This window comes from Paenibacillus sp. G2S3 (assembly GCF_030123105.1).
In the GTDB taxonomy this organism is placed as follows: domain Bacteria; phylum Bacillota; class Bacilli; order Paenibacillales; family Paenibacillaceae; genus Paenibacillus_AQ.
In genome coordinates this window covers 4,304,076-4,329,113 of record NZ_CP126095.1, presented here as the reverse complement: position 1 = coordinate 4,329,113, position 25,038 = coordinate 4,304,076, and the positions used below count along the sequence as shown (strand labels likewise).

At 42.4% G+C, this 25,038-nt stretch carries 22 protein-coding genes; 18 read left to right on the top strand and 4 right to left on the bottom strand.

Features of this window, described 5'->3' with window-relative positions:
* Position 1 precedes the first annotated feature (1 nt).
* From QNH28_RS18990 to QNH28_RS18950, 9 genes are all read left to right on the top strand, one after another.
* The gene (locus QNH28_RS18990) at positions 2-1,387 is read left to right on the top strand and encodes a sensor histidine kinase (RefSeq protein WP_283908061.1); all 1,386 of its coding nucleotides are present in this window, start codon (positions 2-4) and stop codon (positions 1,385-1,387) included.
* A 90-nt stretch (positions 1,388-1,477) separates the two neighbouring features.
* The gene (locus QNH28_RS18985) at positions 1,478-2,011 is read left to right on the top strand and encodes a hypothetical protein (protein WP_283908060.1); all 534 of its coding nucleotides are present in this window, start codon (positions 1,478-1,480) and stop codon (positions 2,009-2,011) included.
* Positions 2,012-2,119: 108 nt separating this feature from the next.
* Positions 2,120-3,241 carry an FtsW/RodA/SpoVE family cell cycle protein gene (locus QNH28_RS18980; protein ID WP_283908059.1) on the top strand — a complete coding sequence of 374 codons (1,122 nt, stop codon included), beginning with the start codon at positions 2,120-2,122 and terminating at the stop codon, positions 3,239-3,241.
* A 30-nt stretch (positions 3,242-3,271) separates the two neighbouring features.
* Positions 3,272-4,291, top strand: a complete 1,020-nt coding sequence (locus tag QNH28_RS18975; RefSeq protein WP_283908058.1) for an LCP family protein — start codon at positions 3,272-3,274, stop codon at positions 4,289-4,291.
* 177 nt (positions 4,292-4,468) lie between these two features.
* Positions 4,469-5,644 (top strand): MFS transporter, encoded by a 1,176-nt coding sequence (locus QNH28_RS18970; protein WP_283908057.1) that lies wholly within the window; start codon positions 4,469-4,471, stop codon positions 5,642-5,644.
* A 255-nt stretch (positions 5,645-5,899) separates the two neighbouring features.
* Complete coding sequence (locus tag QNH28_RS18965; protein ID WP_283908056.1) at positions 5,900-9,076, top strand: GNAT family N-acetyltransferase; 3,177 nt, start codon at positions 5,900-5,902, stop codon at positions 9,074-9,076.
* Positions 9,063-9,938 carry an amidohydrolase family protein gene (locus QNH28_RS18960; protein ID WP_042189698.1) on the top strand — a complete coding sequence of 292 codons (876 nt, stop codon included), beginning with the start codon at positions 9,063-9,065 and terminating at the stop codon, positions 9,936-9,938. The genes QNH28_RS18965 and QNH28_RS18960 overlap by 14 nt, the downstream gene beginning before the upstream one ends.
* Before the next feature lie 200 nt (positions 9,939-10,138).
* Positions 10,139-10,528 carry a BlaI/MecI/CopY family transcriptional regulator gene (locus QNH28_RS18955; RefSeq protein WP_283908055.1) on the top strand — a complete coding sequence of 130 codons (390 nt, stop codon included), beginning with the start codon at positions 10,139-10,141 and terminating at the stop codon, positions 10,526-10,528.
* Complete coding sequence (locus tag QNH28_RS18950; RefSeq protein WP_283908054.1) at positions 10,528-12,354, top strand: M56 family metallopeptidase; 1,827 nt, start codon at positions 10,528-10,530, stop codon at positions 12,352-12,354. Before QNH28_RS18955 ends, QNH28_RS18950 begins: the two co-directional genes overlap by 1 nt.
* Positions 12,355-12,575: 221 nt before the next feature.
* Here QNH28_RS18950 and QNH28_RS18945 read toward each other — a convergent pair whose 3' ends face one another.
* Positions 12,576-13,202, bottom strand: a complete 627-nt coding sequence (locus QNH28_RS18945; RefSeq protein WP_283908053.1) for a glycoside hydrolase domain-containing protein — start codon at positions 13,200-13,202, stop codon at positions 12,576-12,578.
* 256 nt (positions 13,203-13,458) lie between these two features.
* Here QNH28_RS18945 and QNH28_RS18940 point away from each other — a divergent pair, with 256 nt between their 5' ends.
* Both QNH28_RS18940 and QNH28_RS18935 read left to right on the top strand, forming a co-directional pair.
* Complete coding sequence (locus tag QNH28_RS18940; RefSeq protein WP_283908052.1) at positions 13,459-14,577, top strand: copper amine oxidase N-terminal domain-containing protein; 1,119 nt, start codon at positions 13,459-13,461, stop codon at positions 14,575-14,577.
* A 19-nt stretch (positions 14,578-14,596) separates the two neighbouring features.
* Positions 14,597-14,869, top strand: a complete 273-nt coding sequence (locus tag QNH28_RS18935; protein ID WP_283908051.1) for a hypothetical protein — start codon at positions 14,597-14,599, stop codon at positions 14,867-14,869.
* A gap of 78 nt (positions 14,870-14,947) precedes the next feature.
* On the opposite strand, the gene QNH28_RS18930 is transcribed toward QNH28_RS18935, so the two are convergent.
* Positions 14,948-15,502, bottom strand: a complete 555-nt coding sequence (locus QNH28_RS18930; RefSeq protein ID WP_283908050.1) for a helix-turn-helix domain-containing protein — start codon at positions 15,500-15,502, stop codon at positions 14,948-14,950.
* Positions 15,503-15,618: 116 nt separating this feature from the next.
* Between QNH28_RS18930 and QNH28_RS18925 the strand changes: the two genes are divergently transcribed.
* Entirely contained in the window at positions 15,619-16,200 is a 582-nt protein-coding gene (locus QNH28_RS18925) for a LysE family transporter (protein WP_283908049.1), read from the top strand.
* A 229-nt stretch (positions 16,201-16,429) separates the two neighbouring features.
* Here the strand turns inward: QNH28_RS18925 and QNH28_RS18920 are convergent, their stop codons facing one another.
* The gene (locus QNH28_RS18920; protein ID WP_283908048.1) at positions 16,430-17,113 is read right to left on the bottom strand and encodes a DUF1232 domain-containing protein; all 684 of its coding nucleotides are present in this window, start codon (positions 17,111-17,113) and stop codon (positions 16,430-16,432) included.
* A 133-nt stretch (positions 17,114-17,246) separates the two neighbouring features.
* On the opposite strand from QNH28_RS18920, the gene ytaF reads away from it, so the two are divergent.
* The 3 genes from ytaF (at position 17,247) to QNH28_RS18905 (ending at position 20,527) form a co-directional block, all read left to right on the top strand.
* Complete coding sequence (gene ytaF / locus QNH28_RS18915) at positions 17,247-17,894, top strand: sporulation membrane protein YtaF (RefSeq protein WP_283908047.1); 648 nt, start codon at positions 17,247-17,249, stop codon at positions 17,892-17,894.
* A 308-nt stretch (positions 17,895-18,202) separates the two neighbouring features.
* Positions 18,203-18,892, top strand: a complete 690-nt coding sequence (locus QNH28_RS18910) for a CAP domain-containing protein (RefSeq protein ID WP_283908046.1) — start codon at positions 18,203-18,205, stop codon at positions 18,890-18,892.
* Positions 18,893-19,126: 234 nt separating this feature from the next.
* Positions 19,127-20,527, top strand: a complete 1,401-nt coding sequence (locus QNH28_RS18905; RefSeq protein WP_283908045.1) for an ADP-ribosylglycohydrolase family protein — start codon at positions 19,127-19,129, stop codon at positions 20,525-20,527.
* 179 nt (positions 20,528-20,706) lie between these two features.
* Here QNH28_RS18905 and QNH28_RS29745 read toward each other — a convergent pair whose 3' ends face one another.
* Entirely contained in the window at positions 20,707-20,985 is a 279-nt protein-coding gene (locus QNH28_RS29745) for a YczF family membrane protein (protein WP_481858326.1), read from the bottom strand.
* Between the two features lie 104 nt (positions 20,986-21,089).
* Between QNH28_RS29745 and QNH28_RS18900 the strand changes: the two genes are divergently transcribed.
* Genes QNH28_RS18900 through QNH28_RS18890 form a run of 3 tightly spaced genes read left to right on the top strand, consistent with a single transcriptional unit; the run spans position 21,090 to position 24,948 of the window.
* Positions 21,090-22,640, top strand: a complete 1,551-nt coding sequence (locus tag QNH28_RS18900; protein WP_283908044.1) for a spore germination protein — start codon at positions 21,090-21,092, stop codon at positions 22,638-22,640.
* Entirely contained in the window at positions 22,633-23,814 is a 1,182-nt protein-coding gene (locus QNH28_RS18895; protein WP_283908043.1) for a Ger(x)C family spore germination protein, read from the top strand. The genes QNH28_RS18900 and QNH28_RS18895 overlap by 8 nt, the downstream gene beginning before the upstream one ends.
* A gap of 27 nt (positions 23,815-23,841) precedes the next feature.
* Positions 23,842-24,948 carry a GerAB/ArcD/ProY family transporter gene (locus tag QNH28_RS18890; RefSeq protein WP_283908042.1) on the top strand — a complete coding sequence of 369 codons (1,107 nt, stop codon included), beginning with the start codon at positions 23,842-23,844 and terminating at the stop codon, positions 24,946-24,948.
* Positions 24,949-25,038: the final 90 nt, after the last annotated feature.

Here is a 25,038-nt window from a genome sequence, read left to right as displayed (position 1 = left end):
AATGGGTATTCAGAAAAGATTAGTAGGAAGCTATTTTGTAGTGATCTGCCTTACTGTGCTCATTCTTGAGATTATTCTTAATATATCTGTGCGTTATTATTATTTTCATAACATAGAACAAACCCTGATGAATCAAGCAGAGCTGTCAGCTTCTTTTTATCAGCAATACTTTGGCGAAGAGGATTTAGAGGAACAATCGGATAGGTTATTAAAGGGTTTTGCCAGCCATTCCGATGCACAGGTACAGATTATTAATGCTGAAGGTCGGCTGTTGCAGGATTCGAATGGAATCCAAGGTGATTTTACCGTGACAGATTACATGGATGTGCAAGCAGCGATAAAGGGGCAGCCTGGCAGTTGGAAGGGAGAGGACCCTCTAACCGAGGAAGCTATTTTTGCGGTATCCTATCCTTTACAAGCCAAAGGTAACATCGTGGGGGAAGTCAGATTTATTACGTCCTTAACGGAAACTATACATACAGTTAATCAAATTGCAGTTTTGCTGATCGGGGTAGGTTTGCTAGTGATTGGTATTGTCACCTTACTTGGATTATTACTGTCTTGGACCATAACCAGATCCATAAAAGATCTGAAACAGGCAGCAGATCAAATGTCCGAAGGAGATTTCAGCATAAGAGTACAAAAGCGCTACCAAGACGAGCTTGGTTCCTTGGCAGATACATTGAATATGATGGCCAGTCGAATATCGAAAAGTGAACAGCTTAAGAATGATTTTATCGCATCCGTATCCCATGAACTGCGTACGCCATTGACCTCGATCAAAGGCTGGGTAATCACCTTGAAGGCGGGTGGGGAGAGTAACCAAACGCTGTTTCATGATGGGCTAGATATCATTGAATCTGAAAGTGACAGGTTAACTCATATGGTAGATGAACTGCTCGATTTCTCTAAATTGGATAACGGAAGAATCGCTATTCACCTCGCGTCTGTGGATCTAACAGAGCTGCTGCAGCATATTGGCAGACAACTCACCCCTAGAGCAACCCGACAAGGCATCTCACTCGAAGTGAAAATAGAAGAGAATCTACCGGTCATTCAAGCTGATGAGAATCGTGTGAAGCAAGTCATGATTAATCTCATCGATAACTCACTCAAATTTACTAGTTCCTCAGGTCGAATTCTTATTACCGCACATACGGTTCCAGGGAAAGTTGTAATTACGGTTGAAGATAATGGATCAGGCATCGCAGAAGCGGATTTAGAGAATGTGAGGCAAAAATTCTACAAAGGGGATCATCAGGCGTCAGGCAGCGGTTTGGGACTGTCCATCTCGGAACAAATTATCGCATTACATCATGGAGAGCTGCGAATAAGCAGCGTTTTGGGTAAAGGAACGATTGTACAATTTGACTTGCCGATAAAATAAGAACTCAAATTTAACTATTTCATAACCACTTTCATCTCCTTCACAGATAAAATACTATATATGCGGACAAGCGAGGAGTCGATGATCCAAATGCCGAGCAAATTCATAAAAATAGGTGCTATGTTAACAACGTTACTTTTGCTCGGAGGATGCGGTGTGCCGGCAACACCAGGAGAGCTGATTAAACCTCCATCATCAGAAGCAAGCCTGCAGCGAGACAAAACGAGCCAGGAATTTATCAAATGGCTTCCCGACAAAGCTCAATTGATAACTCCGTTGGATGGACAAGAGGATAATGCTATCTCGTTTGGAGATATGGATGGAGACGGTATCGACGAAGCTGTAGTTGTATATGAGTACAGCAAAAACAAAGGTTCTTCTATAAAAGCAATGCTGCTTAGGCAGGAAAATGAAGCGTGGCATAAGATTTCAGAGGTTGAGGGGTTTGGGTATGGCCTGGACTATGCCGGATTCTATGATGTCGATGATGATGGCCATAACGAGCTCGCGCTGGGCTGGTCATTGGGCGAGGCAGGGAACGGTCTGGATATTTATACGCTGAGTGAAGATAAACTAAAACTGTTATCGAAGAAGGCGTATCAAGACAAATTTGATCTGAGATAATCATTCAACCTAATAATCCGTGCTCAGCGGATTATTTATGCTGCTCATTTTCATGCATGTATCCCGTACACAACAAGAAAAATACAGAAATTAAATAGAGGTTGTATCATGTTTCTCTCCACCAAAATTGCCAAGCTGGACAGATCCGTACTTTTTCTCGTAACATGCCTAGTTGGTATTGGTACTGTTGCTATTTATGGAGCGACTACGGATACACGGTTAGACGGTCTTTACATCAGTTCGTTGTATTTATTTGCTTTATTTTGCATCCCCATGTTATTCATTGCGTTGGTAGATTATAAGATTCTATTAGGCAGGTTAGCATATCTCTTTTATGGCGTGGGTATTGGTCTACTTATGCTAGTCAAGCTGGTTGGAGAAAACCTCAATGGTGCCGTACGCTGGTTAAGTATTGGGAGCTTTCAGCTTCAGCCCTCCGAGCTGGCTAAAATATGTACGGTGCTGCTCATTGCTCATCTATTGGGTAAACGAGAAGGACAGCAGCTTCGCTTTTTTCAAGATTTAGTGCCGGTTTGTTTCGTTTTTATAATTCCTTTCATTTTGATCATGGATCAACCCGATTTGGGTACAGCGCTCGTTTTTGCTGGCATATTGCTTAGTATGCTTTGGATTGGTAACATTCGTGCGCTATATATGATTTTGATCCTCGGTGTGGTGATTATTTCGATCGGCACGATACTATGGCTGTATTATGCCAACTTCGACTTGTTATCAAAGATTGTCGAGCCCCATCAACTGTCACGAATTCAAGCTTTTTTGGATCCGCAGAGTGATCCTGATAAATCTTGGCATGTCAAAAACGCAATGATAGCTATTGGCTCCGGTGGATTATCGGGTAGTGAAGGTATTTTTTTGCGAAAAGGATATATTCCTTATGCGTATTCTGATTCGATCTATGTAGTCATCGGTGCAAAATACGGTTTCATAGGTTCATCCGTGCTGCTGATGCTTTATTTACTGCTCGTGTATCGAATGATCTTTATCGCACTGGAAAGCAGGGATCGTGCAGGGGCATATGTTGTCACCGGGTTTATCGCCATGATCATCTTTCAAGTTTCTGTTAACCTTGGCATGCATCTTGGATTGCTGCCCCTGACGGGGATATCCTTGCCTTTCATTAGTTATGGAGGCAGCTCACTGCTTACTAATATGATTGCAATTGGCATCGTGCTAAGTGTTAAAGTCCATAAGGATGACAGCATTGATTGAAAAAGCTACTGGAACTGAGTGGAGGAAATTATGTCTAACAAACGCAAGTGGACAACAACTCGTAAAATTCTGACGAGTACTGGTCTTGTCTTAGGTGCAACGATTATAGGAATTGGAGTATATGCAGGGTATTTATACAAAAAGACGGACGATGCGATACAGCGTATGGCAGCTCCAGTCATCGTTCAGCCAACTGCTCCCCCAGAGGAAAAAAAGGAGACGGTATCGGTTGAACCTATGATTTTTCTGCTTGCCGGCGTAGATAGTCGGGACGGCGGTGGTGGAGTGATGAATACCGATGTACTGATGCTTGTCAGCTTCAATCCGGACACCAAGTCGACGAGTTTCTTATCTATACCGCGGGATTTGTTGCTCAAACCTAAATCGTTGCCATCTCGAAAAGCTAATTATTATTATGCTTACCATTACATAAAAGATAAAACTGAAGCTATCCCTAATACAAAAGAGTTTTTCAGCAATTTACTCGGTCTGCCGATTGATCACATGGTTGTGGTGAATTTTGATGTCTTAAAAGAGACGGTGGACTTGCTTGGCGGGCTAACCATTGATGTCGATATGGATATGAAATATACCGATTCGGCAGATGGAACGAAGATCGACTTAAAGAAAGGCTTGCAGAAGCTGGATGGCAAACAAGTGCTTGATTTTGTGCGGTACCGCAAATCGAATCAAGGAACGGCTGAATCCTCCGATTTTCAGCGTAATGATCGCCAGCAGCAAGTAATCAAGCAGATTCTGGATAAGCTGGGGAATTTCCAAGGCGTGTCCCAATGGGGAAATGTATTAGATATCATCGGTGAAAATGTAAAGACAGATATTCCTCAAGCAGATCTCCAGCAATGGTTGTTGAACTTCCCTAAACTCAAACCAGACCATATCAATTCCTTACATGTGGAATCTCTTTGGAAGAGTCCATATGTGTATGTGAATAAAGAGGATCTTAAACAAGCACTTACTACTTTGAGTACTGAAGCGGGCGTTAGCACCGAAAGTTCATTACACTTGGAGAATATTGGGACGGTAGATTAAAAGGTTATCCCTTAAACTGCTCTTAGGAGCAGTTTTTTTGTGTTCTACTAATAATCCCGATAACCAGTAAAGTTATCCGTCAACGGGTAGAGGCCTGACTTCCAAGCATAGTACCATGAACACAGCGATTATGAATCGTATACTGTTTTGGTTTACTTGAGAGGAGAAGGGAATTTCATGAAATACAGATTGGGTATTATGTTTCTAATTGTACTGACAGGGATGATATCGATAGCTGCATTTAATCCGATTATTGGACCGCTTGCTCGAAATTTGGGACTTAGTGATTTTCAATCAGGATGTTTGGTATCGGTAGCGGGACTTTGCTGGCTGCTCGGAGGATATTTCTGGGAAAAACAAACGTTCATGAGCCGAAAATGGCTGCTTGCTTCGATCATGTTCGTCTATATGGCAACGCTCATCATTTTTGCACTACTTGCTGATTATGCAGTAAATGCGGAGAGCAAAACTAGCCTATTTTGGAGTTTCTTTATACTTCGTGCAATCGCCGGCTTTTTCTTTGGAGGTATTCCGGCATTAGCACAAGCTTATGTTATGGGCTGGAGTACAAAAGAAACACGCACACAAGGAATGGCATTATTCGGTGCAGCGAATGGACTTGGCTTTGTAGTAGGACCGGCAATGAGCGGAGGAATGGCTTCGCTGGGACTCACCTCACCAATGTACGCCGCAGCGATATTATTATTCACCTTGGCCATTTTGTTTCTAGTATTTATTCCTAAAGAAAAGAATGTCGAGATCGAGCGGCAGGCGATTTCACTTTCACCCAACGACAAACGGATACGCCTCTATTTATGGATTGGACTATTGCTATCGTTTGCTCTGAATATCGTGCAGGTTACTATCGGATTTTTCGTGCAGGATAGCCTTGGTTACAGTACCCGGCAAGCCACTCAGTTAATTGGAACGGGCCTGGCTATCTCGGGAATCATGGTGGTTCTCTCACAAATTGTGATCAGCAAATATCTCAAATGGCATCCTAAGAAGGTACTGCTTGTGGGCCTTTTATTTGTCGCTTTAGGTTTGCTGGGCTTGTTAATGTTTATCAGACTTGCGTATGTGGACTTTATATTCTTGGGAATTGGCATTGGCTTTACATTACTCGGCTACAGTGCGGGTGCTTCAATGGCGGTTCAAGACCATGAGCAAAGAAGTGTTGCTTCCTTTATTGCGGCCCTGCAAGGTGGGGGATCATTCATAGGTCCGGTTATAGGTACAGCTTTATACACCGCTAATACGGCACTTCCTTATTCTTTCTGCGTACTGTTGATTGGTATTGTAGGTATCGCGAATGTGAGAAAAAGTTCAACGGATCGTGTGGAGAGCTGTTAAAAAGAAAAGCTGCTCCTAGAGCAGATTCAAAGGCTGTCGAGGGAGTCTCGACAGCTTTTTTATTCTGCAGCTTTCTGCTGGCAGTGGCTTTATGTAGAAAATAAGGAGAAAGTGTTTTTTACCTCGTAACTGCCTTCCAATTAATAGTATAATAAGAACTCGTAGGAGTTATTTGAATAAAGTTGTAGAGGTTTTATCCAGAATAACTTTGTACGAATACATACTCATATTTGAGGAATAAAGGGAGATGAGAGCATGACTGTAAAGACTACAGCGGAACAAATCCGCATTATAGAATATGATCCTTCTTATGCAAAGGCGGTCGCAGAAATGTGGAACCGTAGCAACGAAAGCTGGGGTGGAGGCACCAATCAGAGAACTGAGGATACAGTACGCCGGGAGATGGAGATCTCTTCCAATCTGAATGTGTTTCTCGCCGTTGATGGTGAGGAAGTGGTCGGCTTCTGCAGTTTTGCTCATTACCGTCAAGACGAAGGGGCTCTGTATGTTCCGCTGTTGAATGTGCGACCTGATTATCACGGATACAAGGTAGGTCGTAACCTGATTTTGAACGCTGTTCGCAAAACAATTGAAGCGGGCTGGCCGCGGCTTGATCTGTTTACTTGGGCAGGTAATACGAAGGCCGTACCGATGTATAAGAAATGTGGATTCTTTTGGGAAAAAAATGAGGATTACGTCCATCTGATGAACTTCATTCCGACGGTTCTGCAAACGGAAGCACTCGCTCCCTATTTTGAGCAGCTGGATTGGTATGCAGATAGTACCCGTGAACTGCCCATTCAGCCGGATGGTCGCCGGGAGCGTGGATTTGATTTCTTCGATTACACTTGGCAAAAGGGAGAACTCTCCTTACGGGCTGAATTCGAGAAGACCGGTCGCGGCCTGACGGCTCTTGACACACCTGACTATGAAATCTTCACAGAGATTGAAGATCACGATCTTGTATTCGGTTCCACCTATAAGATTCGCTATCACATCAAGAATCGTTCGGCGTCAGATCTGGCTATTGAGATCCAAGGTCAAAACCACAAAAATATTCGTTTTGCCTTGTCCGCTGCACCAACGCTCGCGCCAGGAGAAACGGTTATTGTAGAAGGTGAGTTCGAGCTTGATCCGATTCGTGAAGAGCAAAACGACAAGAAAACTCATCCCGTTGTTCTGAGCAAATGGCTCATCGGTGGCAAGCGTGCTGAGTTTCGTATAGGTGTTGCTCCTAAATTTCCACTAAAAATGATGATGGAGTTGCCAACGCGTGAGCTGTATCCGGGTCTTCCCGCTGAGCTATATTTGAATGTTGAGAATAATTTTGCAACGGAAGCGGAATTTTCTTTTGATTTGCCAGACGAAGAGTTTTTGACGTGGGAGGATCGGGCGGTAAGCTTCGCGGTTCCGGCTAAGAGTAAGGCTTCTATCCAAGTACCTTTTACCCTCAATTCATATGGCCTTTATTCACGGGATATTGAGGTGACGGCTGTTCCTGCTGGAGAGAAGGCAGTCTCCTTCATAAGCAAATTATCTGTGCTAATGAAAGGAACGCATGGCCGTTTTGGCGGGGAGAACGGGGATCAGTGGGTGGCTGTAAACGGCGCCTACTCCGTTCATCTTAATAATAATGACAATGGGATATGGATTGAATATCCCGGCTCGAGCCATAATTTCTGGTTGACTCATCCGAAGTTAGGTAAACCATTCGCCGAGGAATTTTCGAAGAAACAGGCAAAAGAAATAAAGATCTATTCCGAAGGAGAGGGCCAGGTACTAGAGACCCTTTATGAATCGGATGAATTCCCGGGTCTGGAGATAAAAAGAGTGGCTAAGCTATTTGCAAACGGAATCGCTGAGTTTTATAGCGAGGTCTGCAATACTAGTAACCAAACGTTGGAAGAGGATATGTATCTGCTAACGAATTTCGGATTTTTTGGCAAACGGCTCATCCTCCCCTATCAAGGTCATTACGTAGATATGGGCGATGCTTATTCGGGTGATCCGAGTTATTGGGACAGCGCTCAAATCACGGAAAACTGGTTGTTCAGCAAGGAAGAAAACGTCACATGTGGTGTTTGCTGGGACCCTTCGCTGAAGCTGCTTCGTCCGGAATATCCACTTGGATTGGAGCATAATCTTGGTCAAATCTCCGCTGGAGATGTCGTACGAACAAAGACGCTGGTGTTCGCTTTAAACACCTTCCTGAAGTGGTCCGATTTCCGCACCTTTGCACGGAAAAAGCACGATCCGATCACACCGGTGTTGGATGATCATCTTGAATTAACGCTCGGCAGTGGAAACCCGTTTGCGGCGGAGGCACTTCATGCGGAGTTAATCGAACGAAAGATGACTCCGCTTAATGGAAGCCTCGAGCTCTATGTACAAATGGATAGAGGAGAGGAGCAGAAAGTCTCTGAGATGGAGCTGCAAAGAGAGCAGAATCTGCACTCCGCGGGCTTTGAGCTCTCACCTGAGGAAGCGGAAACTTCTTCAGAACTCAGCCAATCAGGACAGAAGGTTCGAGTCGTCTATCGTGGAGAGGATCGTATTCAAGAGCGAACAGGTCTCTGGTTCCCTCAAACGGAAACAGCAGCCGTTGTGTGTGACACAGAAGAGGGACTCGCGGGTCCTATTTACACTGTGAGCAACGGAGTTCTTTCTATTGCAGCTGCTCCTGATTTCGGCAGTGTTGTGCATTCACTGAAGCACCATGGAGAAGAATGGCTGGATAGCTCCTATCCGGAAGCAGCACCACGTTCCTGGTGGAATCCTTGGCATGGTGGACTCGGTGTAGGTATTTCAGGCATAGGTGGATTTAGTCGTTTGGAGGAGCCAAGAAGCGCAGCTTGGACCGAGCAAATGGATGTTCAGGGCAATGTATGGAAAGGATTACGTATCACTACTTCGATCGAGAAGCAGGAAAAGAACCGAGGGATTGTTGTTAATCAGCATTACCTTATGCTCCCCGGCGTCCCTGTGCTCTGTGTGTTGCATTCGGTGACCAATGGCAGTGGAATGGCTCTACCGAATTACTCTTTGGCGGAGGAGAATTATATCAAACCTTCGCCAGTCTATGCCGAAGGATGGATGGAATTCTCCAAGGAGGGCAAGTTCTTATTAGGAACGGTTGAAACCTATCTTGAGGCCAAGGGACTATTGCGAATTGGTGCATCTTCGCGTAAGGATATGCTGCATATGGTTAGCAATCATCCGAATCAGAGTGCCTCGGCGTATGTGAACAATAAGGTATTTAATCACGGGGTGCATCATCATCTTAAGCTTTTAAATGGAGAAACCGTTTGGACACAGCCGTCCTTCCTGATCATGGGAGAACTCGCTCTGAATTCAGAGGATGTCCGCAGTCTTTTGAAGCTGACCTTTGCTAGACCTACTGACGAAAAGGAGATCTCAAATGCCGATCATTGATATTCACATTCACCTGTCGGACATCGACAGCTTTCATCAAACAGCACTGGATCTCTCCAAAGTCGATTACACTGCTGCCGGGCTCAAAGCGGAGTTTGATAAGAACGACGTTATTCTGGGCATTGGAATGGGGGTATCGGAGCAGACGAAGGGAGCTTTCCCTGACTCTACTTCCCCTAATCCAATGGGCCTTGACTTGGAAGACACTGTGCCGCCTTTCTTAATGGAATGCGTGGGTATCAATCCGAATATGCTCGGAGGAAAGGATGCTCAGGAGGAGCTGGATCGAATTGAGGCACGGCTGCAAGCTCCAGAGGTAGCTGGTATTAAGCTCTATGCCGGGTACTATCATCATTACGTTTATGACAAAATCTATTCACCGATCTATGAGCTGGCAGCCAAGTACGGCACGCCTGTCGTCATTCATACCGGTGATACGTACTCGATGAATGGATTGCTTAAGTATGCACATCCTCTTACCGTGGACGAATTAGCATTCCAACGACGTGATGTGAATTTTATGATCTGTCATCTTGGAGATCCCTGGGTGATGGATGCTGCCGAAGTGGTGGCCAAAAATCCGAACGTCTATGCCGATTTATCCGGCCTTGTGGTCGGTGATCGGCCTCATTTTGAACGGTTCATGAATGAACCACTGTTCATGGATCATTTTCGCCGGGCGCTGGTGTATTCTGATCATTATGAGAAAATGTTGTTCGGCACGGATTGGCCACTTGCGCCTATTGACCTGTATGCGGAATTTGTCCGCCGACTTGTCCCTGAGCAGCACCACGAAAAAGTATTTTACGAGAATGCCTTCGCCTTATTCCCACGCATCCAGCAGCGGATTGCGGCGCTCTAAGTATTACAAACAAGCCATCTCTTAGTTCATCTAAGGGATGGCTTGTTTTTTTGTAAAAGGTTATTAACTCAATTAGCAACTCTTTGAAGTGAATAAGCGTCTATTATGTATATATTTACTACGAAATGATGGGCTTGATTTTTTATTATACAATTGTATAATGGTATTATTACACAATTGTATAACGAGGAGAAAAAGTGATGAATAACAAAATCAAACGGCTGCCCGATGCTGAATTGGAAATTATGCTGGTGATTTGGCGAGCGGAAGGCTGGGTCAACTCTTCCTACATTTTGAATCAGCTGGGGGATAAGCGTAAATGGGCACTTGCAACTTTATTGACTGTGTTGTCTCGGTTGGTTGAAAAGGGCTTTCTGTATTGTGAAAAAGAGGGACGGAGCAATCGTTATATCGCCGCAATTTCGGAAACTCACTATAAAGAGAGCGAAGGGAAGTCCACGCTTGAGAAGCTGTTCGGCAACTCTGTACAAGATATGGTGATGTCCTTATACAACGGGAAGGCAATCGATAAAGGTGATCTTGCAGAGCTGAGGGAAATGCTGGATAGAGTAGAGAAGGAGGAATCCTGATGATAACAAGTCTTTTTTTAGATCTTCTGGTGATTTCATTAACCACAAGTCTAGTTATTCTCGGCTTGATCTTGCTAACTCCTATGTTAAGGAAGCATTATTCTGCGAAGTGGAGTTATTGTATATGGTTGATTTTAACTATGCGATTATTGCTGCCATTTAACTTCTCCTTTACTAATCCTCCTGTAGACATTCAATTACCTGAAGGTCAGGGGATAACAGCTGTCTTTCAAGATACATCGTCTCAGAATTTACAGGTAGATCCATCTGCAATCTCTCAACCAGTTGAGGTAGTGAACTTAAGCCATATGCCATCAATTGTGGATATTGTAGCTTCCATCTGGCTTGCTGGAGCTGTACTTTTTTTAGTGTATCATTTGCTGAGCTATTTCTTCTTCAGAAAACAAGCGCTGCGTTGGAGCAGTTCTTTTCTAAGGGAGGATGTAGTCTCCAAGCTCAAACAAGTCTCTAAAGAAATGAACGTAACAGCCTCCATTCCAGTTTTGATAAGCAATAAAGTTTCGAATCCGATGTTAATGGGCTTTTACAAGCCAACTTTGTTTTTGCCACATGAACAATATAGTGATGAAGAGCTGGAGTTTATCCTTAAACATGAGTTGGTTCATTACAAAAGGCATGACATCGTATTTAAGCTGTTGCTTCTGATCGCGCAGGCACTGCATTGGTTTAATCCGTTTGTTTGGGTCATGGCGCGTGAAGCCGCCCACGAAATTGAAATATACTGTGATGACACCGTTGTATTTGAGCGAGGAGCGGGCTATCGGAAGAAATACTGTGAAGCGATTTTATCGGTCATGCAAAGCAATGAAACTCGGCATGTTGCCTTGTCAACAAATTTTGCGAGGGGGAAACACTCGATGAAGCAGCGATTCGGCAGTATATTAAATATGAAAGAAAAACGAAATGGTGCAGGGGCATTTTTTGCAGTCTTAATGGTGGTTGGAGTTACGGCCATATTAGCTGCTTGTACGAACGTAAACGGTCAATCTACAGATAAGACGCTCAAACCAGGTACGATTTATTCGTATAGCTCTAGCGGTGAACAGGTTGTTGTACATGATGCTGGCAATAAGTATTCCGTGGATGAGAGTGGAAATGTATCTTTTTCCTATCGGAATGGGGAGATCCAAGCGCAAGCCCCTTTAAAACTTGATACGACTGGATCAGAACTAGGGATGGGAAGAGCAGATACCGGCTTCTTTATTTCCGAGGATAAAACCGCTATTGTCTATGGATTTGCCGATGGCAAAAAATCTCCACTTCAGGTATTGATCAGTGATGACATGGGAGAAACGTGGAATAACTACAACATTGAAGGTGCAAAAGGTTATGACGCGAAGTTTATCGGGTTTACAGACAAACAAAATGGTTGGATTGTCTCGGGAGGTTCTGCGGGCGTGGGACGTTCGTTGAATTATGTATACCTGACCTTTGATGGTGGGAAGACATGGACGGAGATTGGCAATCCTAACGATTTGTACGCGGAAAGCTTAACAGGAGCAGGCTTCTCTAACAAGGATATCGGATTCTTAGGGTTCAGATACTATGAAGATAATGGGCCAGTTATTTATTGGACCAAGGATAAGGGGCAGTCATGGGAAAAGCTCGCGGTAACACTTCCGGATATTTTCAATGAATATCAAAAAACGCCGCTTTCACCTATCTTCAATGGAAAAGAAGGGTTATTTCCTATTCTGCTCAGTAAAGAGGGAAATACAGTCGGGACCATCTACCTGTCGAGTAAGGGCTACGGATTAGAGTGGACATACGATTCAGCATATGATCAGCTTGGGGATGCTAAATAGTAATAAAAGGCTTTTAATTGTAGTTCTTGCAACTATATTCCCTCAAAACAACACGCCAATGGATATAGAACGTCGGTCGACTTCCTCCTCTACGCATGCAATCTACCGCAAACCCAAAACAAAAGGCAGCGATCCTCCAAAAAGAGAACCACTGCCTTATTGTCTTTACAGGTACTGCTTACTCTGAGACAACCTCATTATTATTTCAACTATGAATGAGCTTACTTTTTCCAGCCTCCACCGCCATTTGATGAGGACTCTACATAATCTACGTTGATTTTGCCAGTGCTAGATCCGAGCTCAGTGTTGAAATTATATTGTCTGAGATTCCAATCATCGAAGGTTCCCAACCAGCTATTATCTACTATGAAGGTGTAGCGTGTTGTGGCAGAATAAGTGCCACGGATATAAGAACAGACCGCTCTTGATCCATATACACCCATTTTATAGCCCTTGGGATTTTTGGTACTGCTGTCTAACACGGATTTTATGCCTTGAAAATAAGGCACAACATTGTTTGTGATTTCAGATGAGGTCATGTCACGGTCTATGGCAAAATAAATAGGGGTGCTGCTGGTTTGTCCCAGATCGCTTGCTAATCCTACAGCAGTTTCAGCATCTGCAACACCATTGGCATTCGTAAAGTGATCGAGCGATTTACTGATTTGGTAAAGGGATACGATATATAATCCTCCGTCTGATATTCGTGTCACCTCGGCTGATGTGAGACCATCCTGATAACCTTCTACACGATTCAAATATCGGCCAACAAATGTGAAGCTATTATTTTTAAGTGTAGTTAATCTTGCCGCAGTTACATTAGTAGCAGTATCACAACCTAGAGCCATTTTATCTGCCTTCTTTCTATTTTTTGTTCAAGGTTTGGCGCCAACCTCTTCAACAATATATGAAAAAACTTTCACAGATTCTTGGGGGAACAACGAAATGAGAGGAAAAAGGCAGAAGGAGAGGTTCAATTAGTTGGGAGAGAAGCTGTCGCTAAATGATTCTAATCCTTTAAACTTCTAGGAACTTTTGGAAATCGTCTGCGTCTGTACAATATGAAGAGTTTATGGTTCTCCAACATGGGAGGTTGGTCAATTTATGGATAAAAGATGGTTGCTAGCTCCAATATTTGTTGCATCATTGCTTACTGCTCCAGTAGCGAATGCTGCATTGCCCGCTTATTTCACTTTCATTATGGATAGAGGTGGGAAAGGAACAAGTTCAGCGCTAGTAAAGGATGGAATTACTTATGTTTCAGCTAATCACTGGGAAACGGCAGGACTGAAGGGAGTATGGGATAAATCACATCAAAGAGCGGAGTTTACTGGATGGGGAAAAAAGATAGCCGTTCGTATTGGAAGTAAACAGGGAGTCCTCGATGGTAAGTTAGTAAATGTGGAGGGTGTTCCTTTTGAAATGAATGGTCAACTCTATGTGCCTGCTCGCTTTCTAGTTAATTCATTAGGAGGAACAACCGTTAGCTGGGATGCGACGAAGAAGATATATACAGCAACCGGACTATTAAGCTTTGCTAGTGCCAGCGCACAATTCGGTGGATCTACATATACAGTAGATAAAAAAACTGGGAGTTTATATCTAACAGATTCCGTAGGACATACTCGTTTGCTAGCGAACCTCGGATCGCAGCTGTTCGATGAAGTTCAGTTCGATTTTCAGAAGACGCCAAAAGGTCTACTCTATCTAACCCTAACAGATGTTTACGGAGAACCACATATTAATAATAAATGGTATACGATGATTATTAAGGATGGAATGGTTATTCGCCAAGCGAGTGTAGGATATTATATTCGTTACGGTGACAATGTTAAATTTGCTGGCAATCAGCTTCTGCTTACCGATGGAAAACTATTACGATTAATTGAAGATGGAACGGGGAACGTAACGGAGACGATTGATTTGACCAAACTAGGTGGTAATTCGGATAATTATTTAGTGGAGGGAATGGACGAGGATTTTCTGCTGATTCGATCCAATCAACAAGGTTTCCTCATGATGATTGACCGTGAAAAAGGGACCAAAACATTGTTGTACAGGGAACTCCTTGACGTAGAACAGCAAAAATATGCTGAAACAAACGACCTCCCTTTTTATGGAGATAACCTGAAGTTCCTGAAAAGAGAAGGTGATACCCTGCTTTTTACTAATGATTATGTACAGGACGGTAAGGTTTACAAATTTATGTTGGGCGGCTCATAATTCTTTGCAGGAGGATGTTATGAAAATTTTCAAAAGACTTAGCTTTTGGCTGCCTCTACTATCCATATTGATTTGTCTAGTTAATCTATCCGGTGAAGATGATAAAAATTTGCTGCTTTTTTTTACGTCACCGACATTAATGTGGTTAAATCCTTGGCTTACAGATCTGCACTATGCTATGGAAAATGAGCGCATATGGCAATTAATTCTCTATGGCATTCATTTTGGGACGGCAATCTTGATTGGTTTGGTGGCAGATTTGCTCTTATCCCGATATAGGAGAAAGATATGAGCAAACGGAACTTCAAATATCCGCAGGTTATCATAGAAAGACGTGATCCCAAGGCTTAAGTGCCTTGGGATTTTTTTGCTAAGAAGGGTAGTATAAAATCATGCTTAAACGGGTTAAGGTATGTCCTGGATTAAAATACACATGCGGTTTGTCTGCCTTGAAGGTAATAGAATCACCAGATTTTAAGAGGTATTCGTTGTCATTGACACGTAAAGACAATTCACCATCGAATACAGTGATTAATTCTTCGGTTCCTTCCATATGGGAATTGGCATCAAGGTACCCACCTTTGTCTATCTCCACTGTATAACCTTCAAATCGTTTACTTTCATCAAATGGGAATGATGGGTACACTCGATATTTTCCGTTGTCTTCAAGCAGTGGTTGAATCTCACTTCTCAAAATCACGCTGGTGTCAGGCTTTGGGTAATCTATCAGCGCAGAAAATGAAATTTTTAATCCATTGGCGATCTTCCAAAGGGTTGTAATGGTTGGTGTTGATTCGCCTCTTTCGATTTGACCAATCATTGTTTTGCTTACTCCAGTTAATTCTGCCACCTTTTCCAGGCTTAAATCTTTACTTTTTCTTATCTTTTTTATATTTTCAGCGATAATTAAATTAATTTCTTCCATGGTAATTACTCCTATCCCTATTTACTTTATAACGACTGCGATATACAATAAAACGCATGTAAGGGCGTTATAACGTCTAATAAATACATTATAACATACAATAGGGGTGTATTTCAGTGTTTGTTTCTTTGTTTTTATATACATTTGTTGCAAGTTTTACTCCGGGACCCAATAACATTATGGCAATGACTTTTGCAAACCAGGTTGGCTTGAAAAAAACAATGAAGTTTTGTTTAGGAGTGGGTACAGGTTTTTTAATAATCATTTTGTTATGTTGTTATTTTAATATACTTCTGAAAAATCTTATCCCAAAGATTGAATCGGTTATGGCTGTGATAGGCGCAGTCTATATGCTTTATTTAGCAGTAAAAATTATTTCAAGTAAGCAACAAGACAGTGATGCAGCTGGAGATAGACATAACAGTTTTATTGCGGGTATGCTTTTACAATTTATCAATCCAAAAGGAATATTATATGGAATCACAGCTACATCTACATTTATCCTTACATCAAATTCTTCGTATTTTAGTTTATTGAGTTACTCTTTAATTCTCGCTTTCATTGGATATATGGGCACTTTTAGTTGGTGTTTATGTGGTTCTCTTTTCAAAAAAATTATATCTAAATATAGAAGTCAATTTAATATACTGATGGGATTGTTGTTAGTGTATTGTGCGGTTTCGATGGTGTTAGGATGAAGCTTTATCAGCATCAATCATGAAAAAAGTAAGCAGGTGGAGGCTATCGCGGCGGTTGCGATGCCCTAGACAACTCTAAAATTATCTAATAGATCAACCAGGGAAATCACCAGATTTGCTGCAACACACTTAGACAGTGGAGATATAGCGATGATATAGATGATATCAGGAGATAAAACGGCCCCAGTCCAATGAAATTCAGGACTGGGGCCGTTTTATCAATTATGCTCTAACAATCAGCTTCACGCTGGGAATTGTTATTCCTCATAACCTGGAGGCGATCCAGTACGATTTGTACAGCAATCGCATCGTCCAGATAACCTAGTGGAAATACATAATCGGGGATGATATCTGTAGCAGAGATGAAGTACAGCAAGCCACTCCCAAGAATTGAGCGTTCCTCCAGACTGATGTTATCGCTACTGTAGCTCTGATACATTTTTTTGAGTTCTTCAATGAATGGTCCGGCGCCATTGATACTTTTTACTTTACCGGAAAAGTCATTGTGAATAATCCGTGCTCCTTCTTCGGTTAGGACATAGGGTTCGTATTTGCTGAGTTCTCTCTGAACCTGCTCGATAGTAAACTGGTGGTCAATGAGATTGGAGGACTGAAGGATTTCTTTAATACTGTTGATAGAGGAGTAGATGTCGTTCTTCTGGTTCTGATGAACGGTGGGAGCAGGCGCACCATAACCAGCAGCTTGGAAGAGTGGAGCGGAGGGAATATCAAGATGAAGAGCAAAAGCTTTCAGATGTTCAGGCTTGGCTCTTTGCTTCCCGTTAATGATCCGCGATATCGTGGCCGTATCGATGCCGGTTGCGGCGCTTAGCTTACGCATAGACAAAGAACGTTCTTTTAGCAAGGAGATCAGTGTGTCACCCAGTGTAGCGTTTCGCTTCTCATCGGACATCTGCAGTTCACCTCACTTTGTGTTGGTGTTGAATAAATGTTGAGGGGATCTCAACATTTTTAGAGAGAGGAGCACTTTTTTGCAACATGCTCAATAGTATGACTGTAAACAGACAACAAGGAGTGAAAGATACATGGTTGCTTGGTTATTAATTTTTGGTTTTGCCGTATCATCAAGTCTGGATAATTTGGGTGTTGGAATATCATATGGGATTTGGGGAATCCGTATTAACTATTTATCAAATTTAATTATTGCGGTCATCTGTTTCATCCTTAGTATGACAGGGATCATATCCGGTCAGTGGCTGGCGAAGGTTCTTCCGGGCGTATTACCCGTCCTGATTGGAGCGTTATTACTGTTCATTGTCGGTACCCGCATCATTCTGCTAGCCGTACCGCGTAAACATCAGGATTCAAGCCAGGACAGGGAAGAAGCCAAAGAGGCAATTTCAGGCGGAGCACTTGGAGAAATTCTAAAAAATCCTGAAACTGTAGATAAAGACAAATCAGGCTCTATTGGATACGTTGAGGCTGCGGTGTTGGGAGTTGCACTTGCCGCTAATGCTATAACCAATGGGATCGGTGCGGGTCTGATGGGACTGTCACCACTCGCGATCTCTCTGACTGCAGCAATCGGCAGTTATTTCACAGTATGGCTTGGTGTGTTCTTGGGACAAAAAATGTCGGCGATTCGCATCGGCTCTTTCACAGTAGGTCAGTTCAGTACGGTCTTAAGTGGATTTATAATTATTTTGATCGCTTGTAATTCTTTCTTTGGGTAAGTTGGACACCGCTAATTCAAAGTCGTCCATCCACTGATGCAGTGGAGAGGCGGCTTTTTTCTTTCCTCAAATGAGGTAGTAGAGCGCTCGATGAATACATGTATGGCGTACTTTCTAGATTTTTAATTTGAGATGAATAATTCAATGCTGCATTACAAAAACTTTATTCGATTCGTCACTACTTTACCAAATCAGGAGGGGTCGTTATTAAACCATTTATCGTAATAGCAGCATTTTTACTTGTTACAGCTTGTTCGAGTAATGAATCGGCAAACAAGCAAATAACTGCTAAACAAACGAATCATGAAATGCATGCTAAACAAACGAATCATGAAATGCATTCGCGTAATGTTACTACAACGTCGAACTTAACTCAAGCATCTTCTATTTCCACAATGGATGCTGGAAAATCATCGATTACGGCTAAACAAGTAGCACCTGATGGTGATACGAATTGGTTAGATTGGCTCAAAAAAAATACCGATTCGATAGGAGGCTCAGGTGGTCAGACTGGAGTTGCGCAACCGTCCGCTTATCCGCAAATGTCTGCCAACCCGCAAATGTCTGCTAACCCGCAGTCGTCTGTCAAACCACAACCGTCCGTCAATCCGCAGCAGCCAGCCAATACATCTGATTCCGTTCAGCAAGTGTTGAATTTGGTGAATAAAGAACGTACAAATGCTGGCTTGAAAGCCCTGAGCTTAAATAGTGAGCTTTCAAAAATGGCTATGGCAAAAGCGAAGGATATGTATGACAACAATTATTTTGATCATCAGTCACCGACTTATGGTTCTCCGTTTGATATGATGAAGGCATTCGGGATTAGCTATAGCTCCGCTGGTGAAAACATTGCCAAAGGCCAGAAGAGCGCGGAGGAAGTAATGAATCAATGGATGAACAGTCCTGGTCATCGCGCCAACATCCTGAATAGTAGCTTCAGCGAAATCGGAATCGCTTCATATAACTCTGAATGGGTTCAAGAATTTATTGGTTTGTGAGAAAATCAGTAAAAGCATCCAAGATAATAAACAACTCACGTCAAACCCATGTCATCTGACATGGGTTTTATTATGATTGATCCAATAAAGTCAGCTTACATGCTTATATCCAGTCATCTTTTACTACTAAAGCTTGTGATATTGATGTATTGTGGATTGTGGATAGATATGGTTAATTTCCTAATTTGAGTATGCATTTCATGTAGATTAATAATCGGATAAAGGAGATGCAGTATGCTACCATCACTCACATTTCTTAAACTTCAATTGGACGGAATTCTGCGTAATAAATTTGAGCAGGGACATCAAACCTCTGGTTATTTAGCCAAGTTGGAACAGCTTCCCGCAAGCTATGATGCCTATCTGGAATTCGCCCATAGTTTGGCTGTCATTCCAATGAGGGACAATTGGCCTTACTATGAGCCGAACGATTTAGATGAGATATGGCGGGAATGCCATCCGGCTCGACCTCTCGGTCAGATCGGAATTTTGAATCTGAAGGATAGCTACAAGCGTGTGGAGGCTGGTTTCCTCGCTTCAGTCTGTGGTTCCATGCTGGGCAAACCAATAGAGGTAAACCCCAGCTTGTCGGAATTACGTCAAGCGTTAACTTCTGTAGGGGAATGGCCACTGAATGATTACATTTCTGATGAGATTCTCCATGCGCTGGATCGTCGCCATTGGTCCTGGTTTGAGACGACGCGGGGACGAATTCGTTATGTGGCACCTGATGATGATATCAATTATTCATTAATGGGAATGATGGTGCTAGAACAATTCGGTGATGGTTTTACGAAAAGAAATTTAAGGGATTTATGGATCAATCACCTTCCGATAAGTACAACTTGGGGTCCGGAAAGGGCTATTTTGCTGCGATCAGGGATTAGCTATTTGGAACATGATAAGGAATTATTCAATCATTCTGAAATAGAGGCTTGGCCTGATTTTATGGTACAGGGTACGGAACTATGCGGTGCGGCGATTCGTGCAGATGCCTACGGCTATGCCTGTCCTGGTCAACCTGCTCTGGCTGCTGAGCTAGCTTGGAGGGATGCAAGCTTTACACATCGCCGAACCGGCATCTACGCCACGATGTTCATTGCTGCTGCGATTGCTGTCGCTCAGGTGCTGCGCGATCCCATTGAAATAATCAATACTGCTCTGCAATTCGTCCCTAAAAGAAGTCGATTCTATGAGATTACTAGTGATTGTCTTGAGATGGTAGCGAATGCAGATGACTGGCTGGAAGCATATCAGAGTATTAACCAAAAGTATGCGAATTATTGCCACTGTGAGGTTTATCAAGAAGTAGGAACCTTAATTAATACTCTGCGGTTTGCAGACAATGTTGGCGATGGGATATGCAAGCAGGTAATGCAAGGCAATGATACGGATAGCTTTGGGGCAACGGCTGGCTCTCTGCTTGGGGTTTATTTCGGTCCAGATCGTTTGGAATCAAGATGGCTTAAGCCTTTTCAAGATCGGATTCATACGGGGCTATCTAATTTTCATGAGCAAAAGCTTTCTGCATTAGCGGAGCGGATGGGGCGTTTACCGGAGCTGCTGCAAACCGGTCAACATCGAGTTCTACCTAGTGAGCTCTATGTGAACAACAATACCGATCTCGGTCTTTAGCTAATACAACCTACATAATAAGCCTACAAAAAGTCCACAGCAACAATGTTGCGAGTGGATTTTTTTACTTTTTATTTTTGAATTAGGCTTAAGACTGAACAAGTACCCGGTGATGTATTGAATTGAAGGCATTTGCTTTTAGCGTGAATGGAAGAACGAAATCGATATTATAGAGATCGCTATTGGGTCGGGTTATTGTCAGCTTGTTGAGAAGGTTGATCTTGCGATGATGGAGACTGCTGAGGTAGCCATTTTTGTATCACTGGCCACATTAAATAAGTTATGGTGCCTACGATCAAGGAATTAAAGATGATAATTTCGGAAGTGCTCATTACGCGGAACGATGCAATTAAATTTCGATATGATTGTTGAAAGCTAAAGAGCGAAATGATGTCGAGAAGAAAGATGAGTGCTAATACTAAAATTAATAATAGTACAGAAACGACAAATATTTTCATACCATTCCCCTACTTTCATTGTTAACCTTCCAATAATATTTGCTGTTAATGGGTAGAATAATCACGCAATGAGTAGCAAATAATGGCGAGAAAGGTGAAGGGATATGGAAAAGGATGGCAATGAACGAAGTAAGAGTACAGTAAGCAGTCCACATTGGACCGTCCCTTCAGTTCCGATTGATTCAACAAAATTAGGAGTCAATTTAGAGCAAATTCGCCAAAAGACAGGGAATAGTGGAGATATAATCATTCGTGAATTTACGATAGGATCAGATGAGGGGCTTCAAGCCGCAATTATTTATGTGGATGGTATCGTTAATAATACAACCATTAATCAATTTGTTATGGAAGTCTTGATGAACGTAATGCTAAGTAGTACACAAAGAACATTAAATGATCTGATCCAAGTAATCACAGAAAAGGTAGTTCCTATAGGCGGCCTGAAGTCTCTATTAAAGTGGGATGAACTTTATGATGCACTGCTGCTGGGCCAGACTATCCTGTTGATTGATGGCTCAAATGAAGCCCTATCGATTGCAACATCAGGCGGTGAAGTTCGCTCTATAGATGAGCCTGGCACGGATAATTCAATCAGGGGACCTCGTGAAGGCTTTGTTGAAAGCTTAGCGACGAATATATCGATGGTTCGGCGTCGCATACGAAATCCTAATTTATGGCTGGAATCGATGACACTAGGACAAGTTACACATACCAGAATAGGGATCATGTACATAAATGGGATCGCGGATGAAGCTATTGTTGATGAGGCGAAGCGACGCCTGCAAAAGATCAAGTTGGATGGCATTCTTGAATCGGGATATATTGAGAAAATGATTGAAGATCAGAATTTCACTCCTTTTCCAACGATTCTAGCTACAGAACGTCCAGATACCGTCGCTGCTAATCTCTTGGAAGGTAAAATCGCAATTTTGGTGGATGGGACTCCATTTATATTAATCATCCCTGCCGTGTTTAATCAATTCTTTCAAATTACAGAAGATTCATATCATAGGTATGACATTAGTATCGCATTGCGGTTTCTAAGAATCGTAATGTTTATCATTTCGATGATTGGACCTTCCGTTTATATCGCAGCAACCACCTTCCACCAAGAAATGATACCAACGCAGCTAGTGATCTCACTTGTTTCACAATTAGAAGCTACGCCATTTACAGCGTTTGTTGAGGCATTACTAATGGAGGTTATTTTTGAAATTCTGCGTGAAGCAGGTGTTCGTATGCCCAAATCGATAGGATCTGCTGTATCTATCGTTGGAGCGCTTGTCATAGGACAAGCAGCTGTACAAGCAGGGTTAGTGTCAGCAGCCATGGTTATTGTCGTTTCACTAACGGCTATTTCAAGTCTGGCGACTCCTGTTTTCTCGATCGCAGTTTCGGCGAGATTGTTACGATTTGTCCTTATGATTAGTGCAGCAACGTTCGGTTTCTTTGGAATGATTCTTACCTTGATCATGATCATTGCTCATATGTGCAGTTTACGTTCATTTGGTGTACCTTACATGGCTCCATACACTCCTGTGATGCATGTAAAGAATAATCCGTTTCAAGCTTTGCCGATCTGGATGAGGCATTTGGTTCCCAAATTGATGAAGCGACCTACAACAGAGCAAGTGGGTGATCAAGATAATGCGTAGAATGGCAGGACTCTGGTTATCGATCGTTATGATCTTTTTGCTTACGGGTTGTTGGGATAGTCGAGAACTAACGGATATTGGTTTTGTGGTTGCGTTGGCCATTGATAAAGGAGAGAAGAAGAACATTCGGGTCACTGTTCAAATTGTTAATCCCACAAATGCTTCAAGTACACAAGGGGGGAGTAGTCCTACTCCGGTACCTCCAACAACATATTCAGCAGAAGGTAATAATGTATTTGAAGCCACTCGCGTTCTTTCTAAAAAACTTTCTCGGCAGTTGCATTATGGCCATGCGGTTGTTCTCTTAGTAGGTGAAGAATTAGCCGCAACACAAGGGATTAATAAGCTTTTTGACGGCGTTGAGCGGGATAGTGAATTTCGCCCTTCCGCTACAATGGTTATCGCGAGGGGGACGACAGGAGAAGAACTTATTAAACAACCAACAAGTATCGATAATTCACCCGCCATTAAAATTAAGAAAATGGTATCCGATACGGAAAAAGCATTCGGTGAAAATATTGATGAAAAAATATACCAAGTGATTCAAGCTATTGTCTCTTCTGGTAAAGAGCCGACGATTACTGGCGTTCAACTCGATCCTACAAATAAAGAAGATAAAATTATGGCTAGTGGGATCGCTACTTTTAAAGATGGGAAATTAATGAAATGGTTAGACGGGAACGAAGGCCGTGGTTTCTTATGGGTTCTAGGTAGAATTCGTTCGACATTGTTAACCATGGATTGGAATGGTCAGCCACATACAATCGGGATCGAGAATATACGGGCGAAATCATCAATTCATTCAAGCTTTGATAAAACTGGTAGACCAATTATTGAAGTGAAGATTGGCGCGGATGCGAATATTGGAGAGGTTGATGTCCCCATTGATGTAACTAACCCGAAGGTTTTCTTGCAAATTGAACGCCTCTACACACAAGCCATTCACGATGAAGCGCTAGCTACGATTAAATTAATGCAACAGCAAAAGTCGGACATTTTCGGATTCGGAGAAGTAGTACATCGTGATCATCCAAAGCAATGGAGAATGTTGAAGAGGAATTGGAATGATGTGACCTTTCCCGCGATTGAAGTAAAAGTGAAAGTGGAGGCTTATGTGCGTAATACTGGATTGCGTAATAGAACCATACTGGAAAGTATCGATAAAAGCGAATGAGTTCTTCGCAAGAGAGGAGAGGTGGGTTTGGAAAAAGCAAAGATCAGCACCCGTCAATTGCTTATCCTTGTATTAATATTTGAAACCGTGAGCGCGATTATTTCCGGATTTGGAGCGGAAGCAAAACAAGATGCATGGATTACCGCAATCATAGGGATGCTCGGGGGAATATGCTTATTTCTAATCTATCATCGATTGTCTTTATTTTATCCGGATCTTCCGATTACAGAATATGCAAAGAAAATATTAGGGCCCGTTGTGGGCCGTTTTATTGCTTTGTTATATGTTGTCTACTTCTTGTTTAATGGGAGTTTAGTAATCCGTGAATTTGCCTCTATGGCTGTATCCTTCGTTTTTATACAAACCCCCTTTCTCGTTATCATTGCTTTGATGCTAGTTGCGGTTATGTATGTCATTGGAAAAGGGATCGAAGTGTTGTCAAGGACTGCGGAGCTTTTTTTTGCTGTGTTATTTCTTGTTACTACTACTGGTCTAACGCTGATCCTTACGTCTGGAAATGTAGATCTTCAAAATTTAAGACCCGTGCTGGAAGAGGGATGGTTAACCGTGCTGAAGCAATCGATTCCAGGCACTGTAGTATTTCCCTTTGGTGAGGTCATTGTGTTCTTGATGTTGTTTCCCTATGTGAATGAGAAGCGAAAAATGAAGAAAACAGTGATTACAGGGTTATTGATCAGTGGATGTTTTATCGGGTTTATTATGATGGTAAATGTTTCTGTCCTTGGTGTGGATTTATTTACACGAACGCAATATCCATTGTTGACAACCTCGCAATTGATTGAGGGCAGGGCTTTTCTGGAACGTTTAGATGCATTGTTTCTGGTCACGGCTATTGTCGGCGGTTTTTTTCGGATCAGCATTTACTTATATGCGACGATAATTGGTACGGCAACATTGTTTGGAATTCCATCCTATCGTAAATTGATTATTCCCTTGAGTATGGTTATGTTCATCTGTTCAATTGCGATTGCAAGTAATTATGTCGAATTTATCTATACAGGATTACGTGTCGTTCGGTTTTATGTCCAGATTCCGATGTTGTTCATTATTCCGCTTATTTTACTGTTAGTGGGCTGGATCCAAGAGAAGAAAAAGCTGAATTCTGCACATTGAAAAGCTTGCATTCTAGAGTTGCATTTATAAGTCCTTACAATTATACTGGTCATAGCAACTATAATCATGTCTATTATCTGGGGGCCATAC

What these genes read in the sequence shown, in the direction of transcription:
- QNH28_RS18980 (WP_283908059.1), top strand. Translation starts at nt 2,120, where the DNA reads ATGTTTCTCTCCACCAAAATTGCCAAGCTGGACAGATCCGTACTTTTT.
- QNH28_RS18905 (WP_283908045.1), top strand. Translation starts at nt 19,127, where the DNA reads ATGCTACCATCACTCACATTTCTTAAACTTCAATTGGACGGAATTCTG.
- QNH28_RS18950 (WP_283908054.1), top strand. Translation starts at nt 10,528, where the DNA reads ATGATAACAAGTCTTTTTTTAGATCTTCTGGTGATTTCATTAACCACA.
- QNH28_RS18900 (WP_283908044.1), top strand. Translation starts at nt 21,090, where the DNA reads ATGGAAAAGGATGGCAATGAACGAAGTAAGAGTACAGTAAGCAGTCCA.
- QNH28_RS18985 (WP_283908060.1), top strand. Translation starts at nt 1,478, where the DNA reads ATGCCGAGCAAATTCATAAAAATAGGTGCTATGTTAACAACGTTACTT.
- QNH28_RS18960 (WP_042189698.1), top strand. Translation starts at nt 9,063, where the DNA reads ATGCCGATCATTGATATTCACATTCACCTGTCGGACATCGACAGCTTT.
- QNH28_RS29745 (WP_481858326.1), bottom strand. Translation starts at nt 20,985, where the DNA reads ATGAAAATATTTGTCGTTTCTGTACTATTATTAATTTTAGTATTAGCA.
- QNH28_RS18955 (WP_283908055.1), top strand. Translation starts at nt 10,139, where the DNA reads ATGAATAACAAAATCAAACGGCTGCCCGATGCTGAATTGGAAATTATG.
- QNH28_RS18945 (WP_283908053.1), bottom strand. Translation starts at nt 13,202, where the DNA reads ATGGCTCTAGGTTGTGATACTGCTACTAATGTAACTGCGGCAAGATTA.
- QNH28_RS18940 (WP_283908052.1), top strand. Translation starts at nt 13,459, where the DNA reads ATGGATAAAAGATGGTTGCTAGCTCCAATATTTGTTGCATCATTGCTT.
- QNH28_RS18970 (WP_283908057.1), top strand. Translation starts at nt 4,469, where the DNA reads ATGAAATACAGATTGGGTATTATGTTTCTAATTGTACTGACAGGGATG.
- QNH28_RS18935 (WP_283908051.1), top strand. Translation starts at nt 14,597, where the DNA reads ATGAAAATTTTCAAAAGACTTAGCTTTTGGCTGCCTCTACTATCCATA.
- ytaF (WP_283908047.1), top strand. Translation starts at nt 17,247, where the DNA reads ATGGTTGCTTGGTTATTAATTTTTGGTTTTGCCGTATCATCAAGTCTG.
- QNH28_RS18920 (WP_283908048.1), bottom strand. Translation starts at nt 17,113, where the DNA reads ATGTCCGATGAGAAGCGAAACGCTACACTGGGTGACACACTGATCTCC.
- QNH28_RS18930 (WP_283908050.1), bottom strand. Translation starts at nt 15,502, where the DNA reads ATGGAAGAAATTAATTTAATTATCGCTGAAAATATAAAAAAGATAAGA.
- QNH28_RS18910 (WP_283908046.1), top strand. Translation starts at nt 18,203, where the DNA reads ATGCATGCTAAACAAACGAATCATGAAATGCATTCGCGTAATGTTACT.
- QNH28_RS18975 (WP_283908058.1), top strand. Translation starts at nt 3,272, where the DNA reads ATGTCTAACAAACGCAAGTGGACAACAACTCGTAAAATTCTGACGAGT.
- QNH28_RS18965 (WP_283908056.1), top strand. Translation starts at nt 5,900, where the DNA reads ATGACTGTAAAGACTACAGCGGAACAAATCCGCATTATAGAATATGAT.
- QNH28_RS18990 (WP_283908061.1), top strand. Translation starts at nt 2, where the DNA reads ATGGGTATTCAGAAAAGATTAGTAGGAAGCTATTTTGTAGTGATCTGC.
- QNH28_RS18895 (WP_283908043.1), top strand. Translation starts at nt 22,633, where the DNA reads ATGCGTAGAATGGCAGGACTCTGGTTATCGATCGTTATGATCTTTTTG.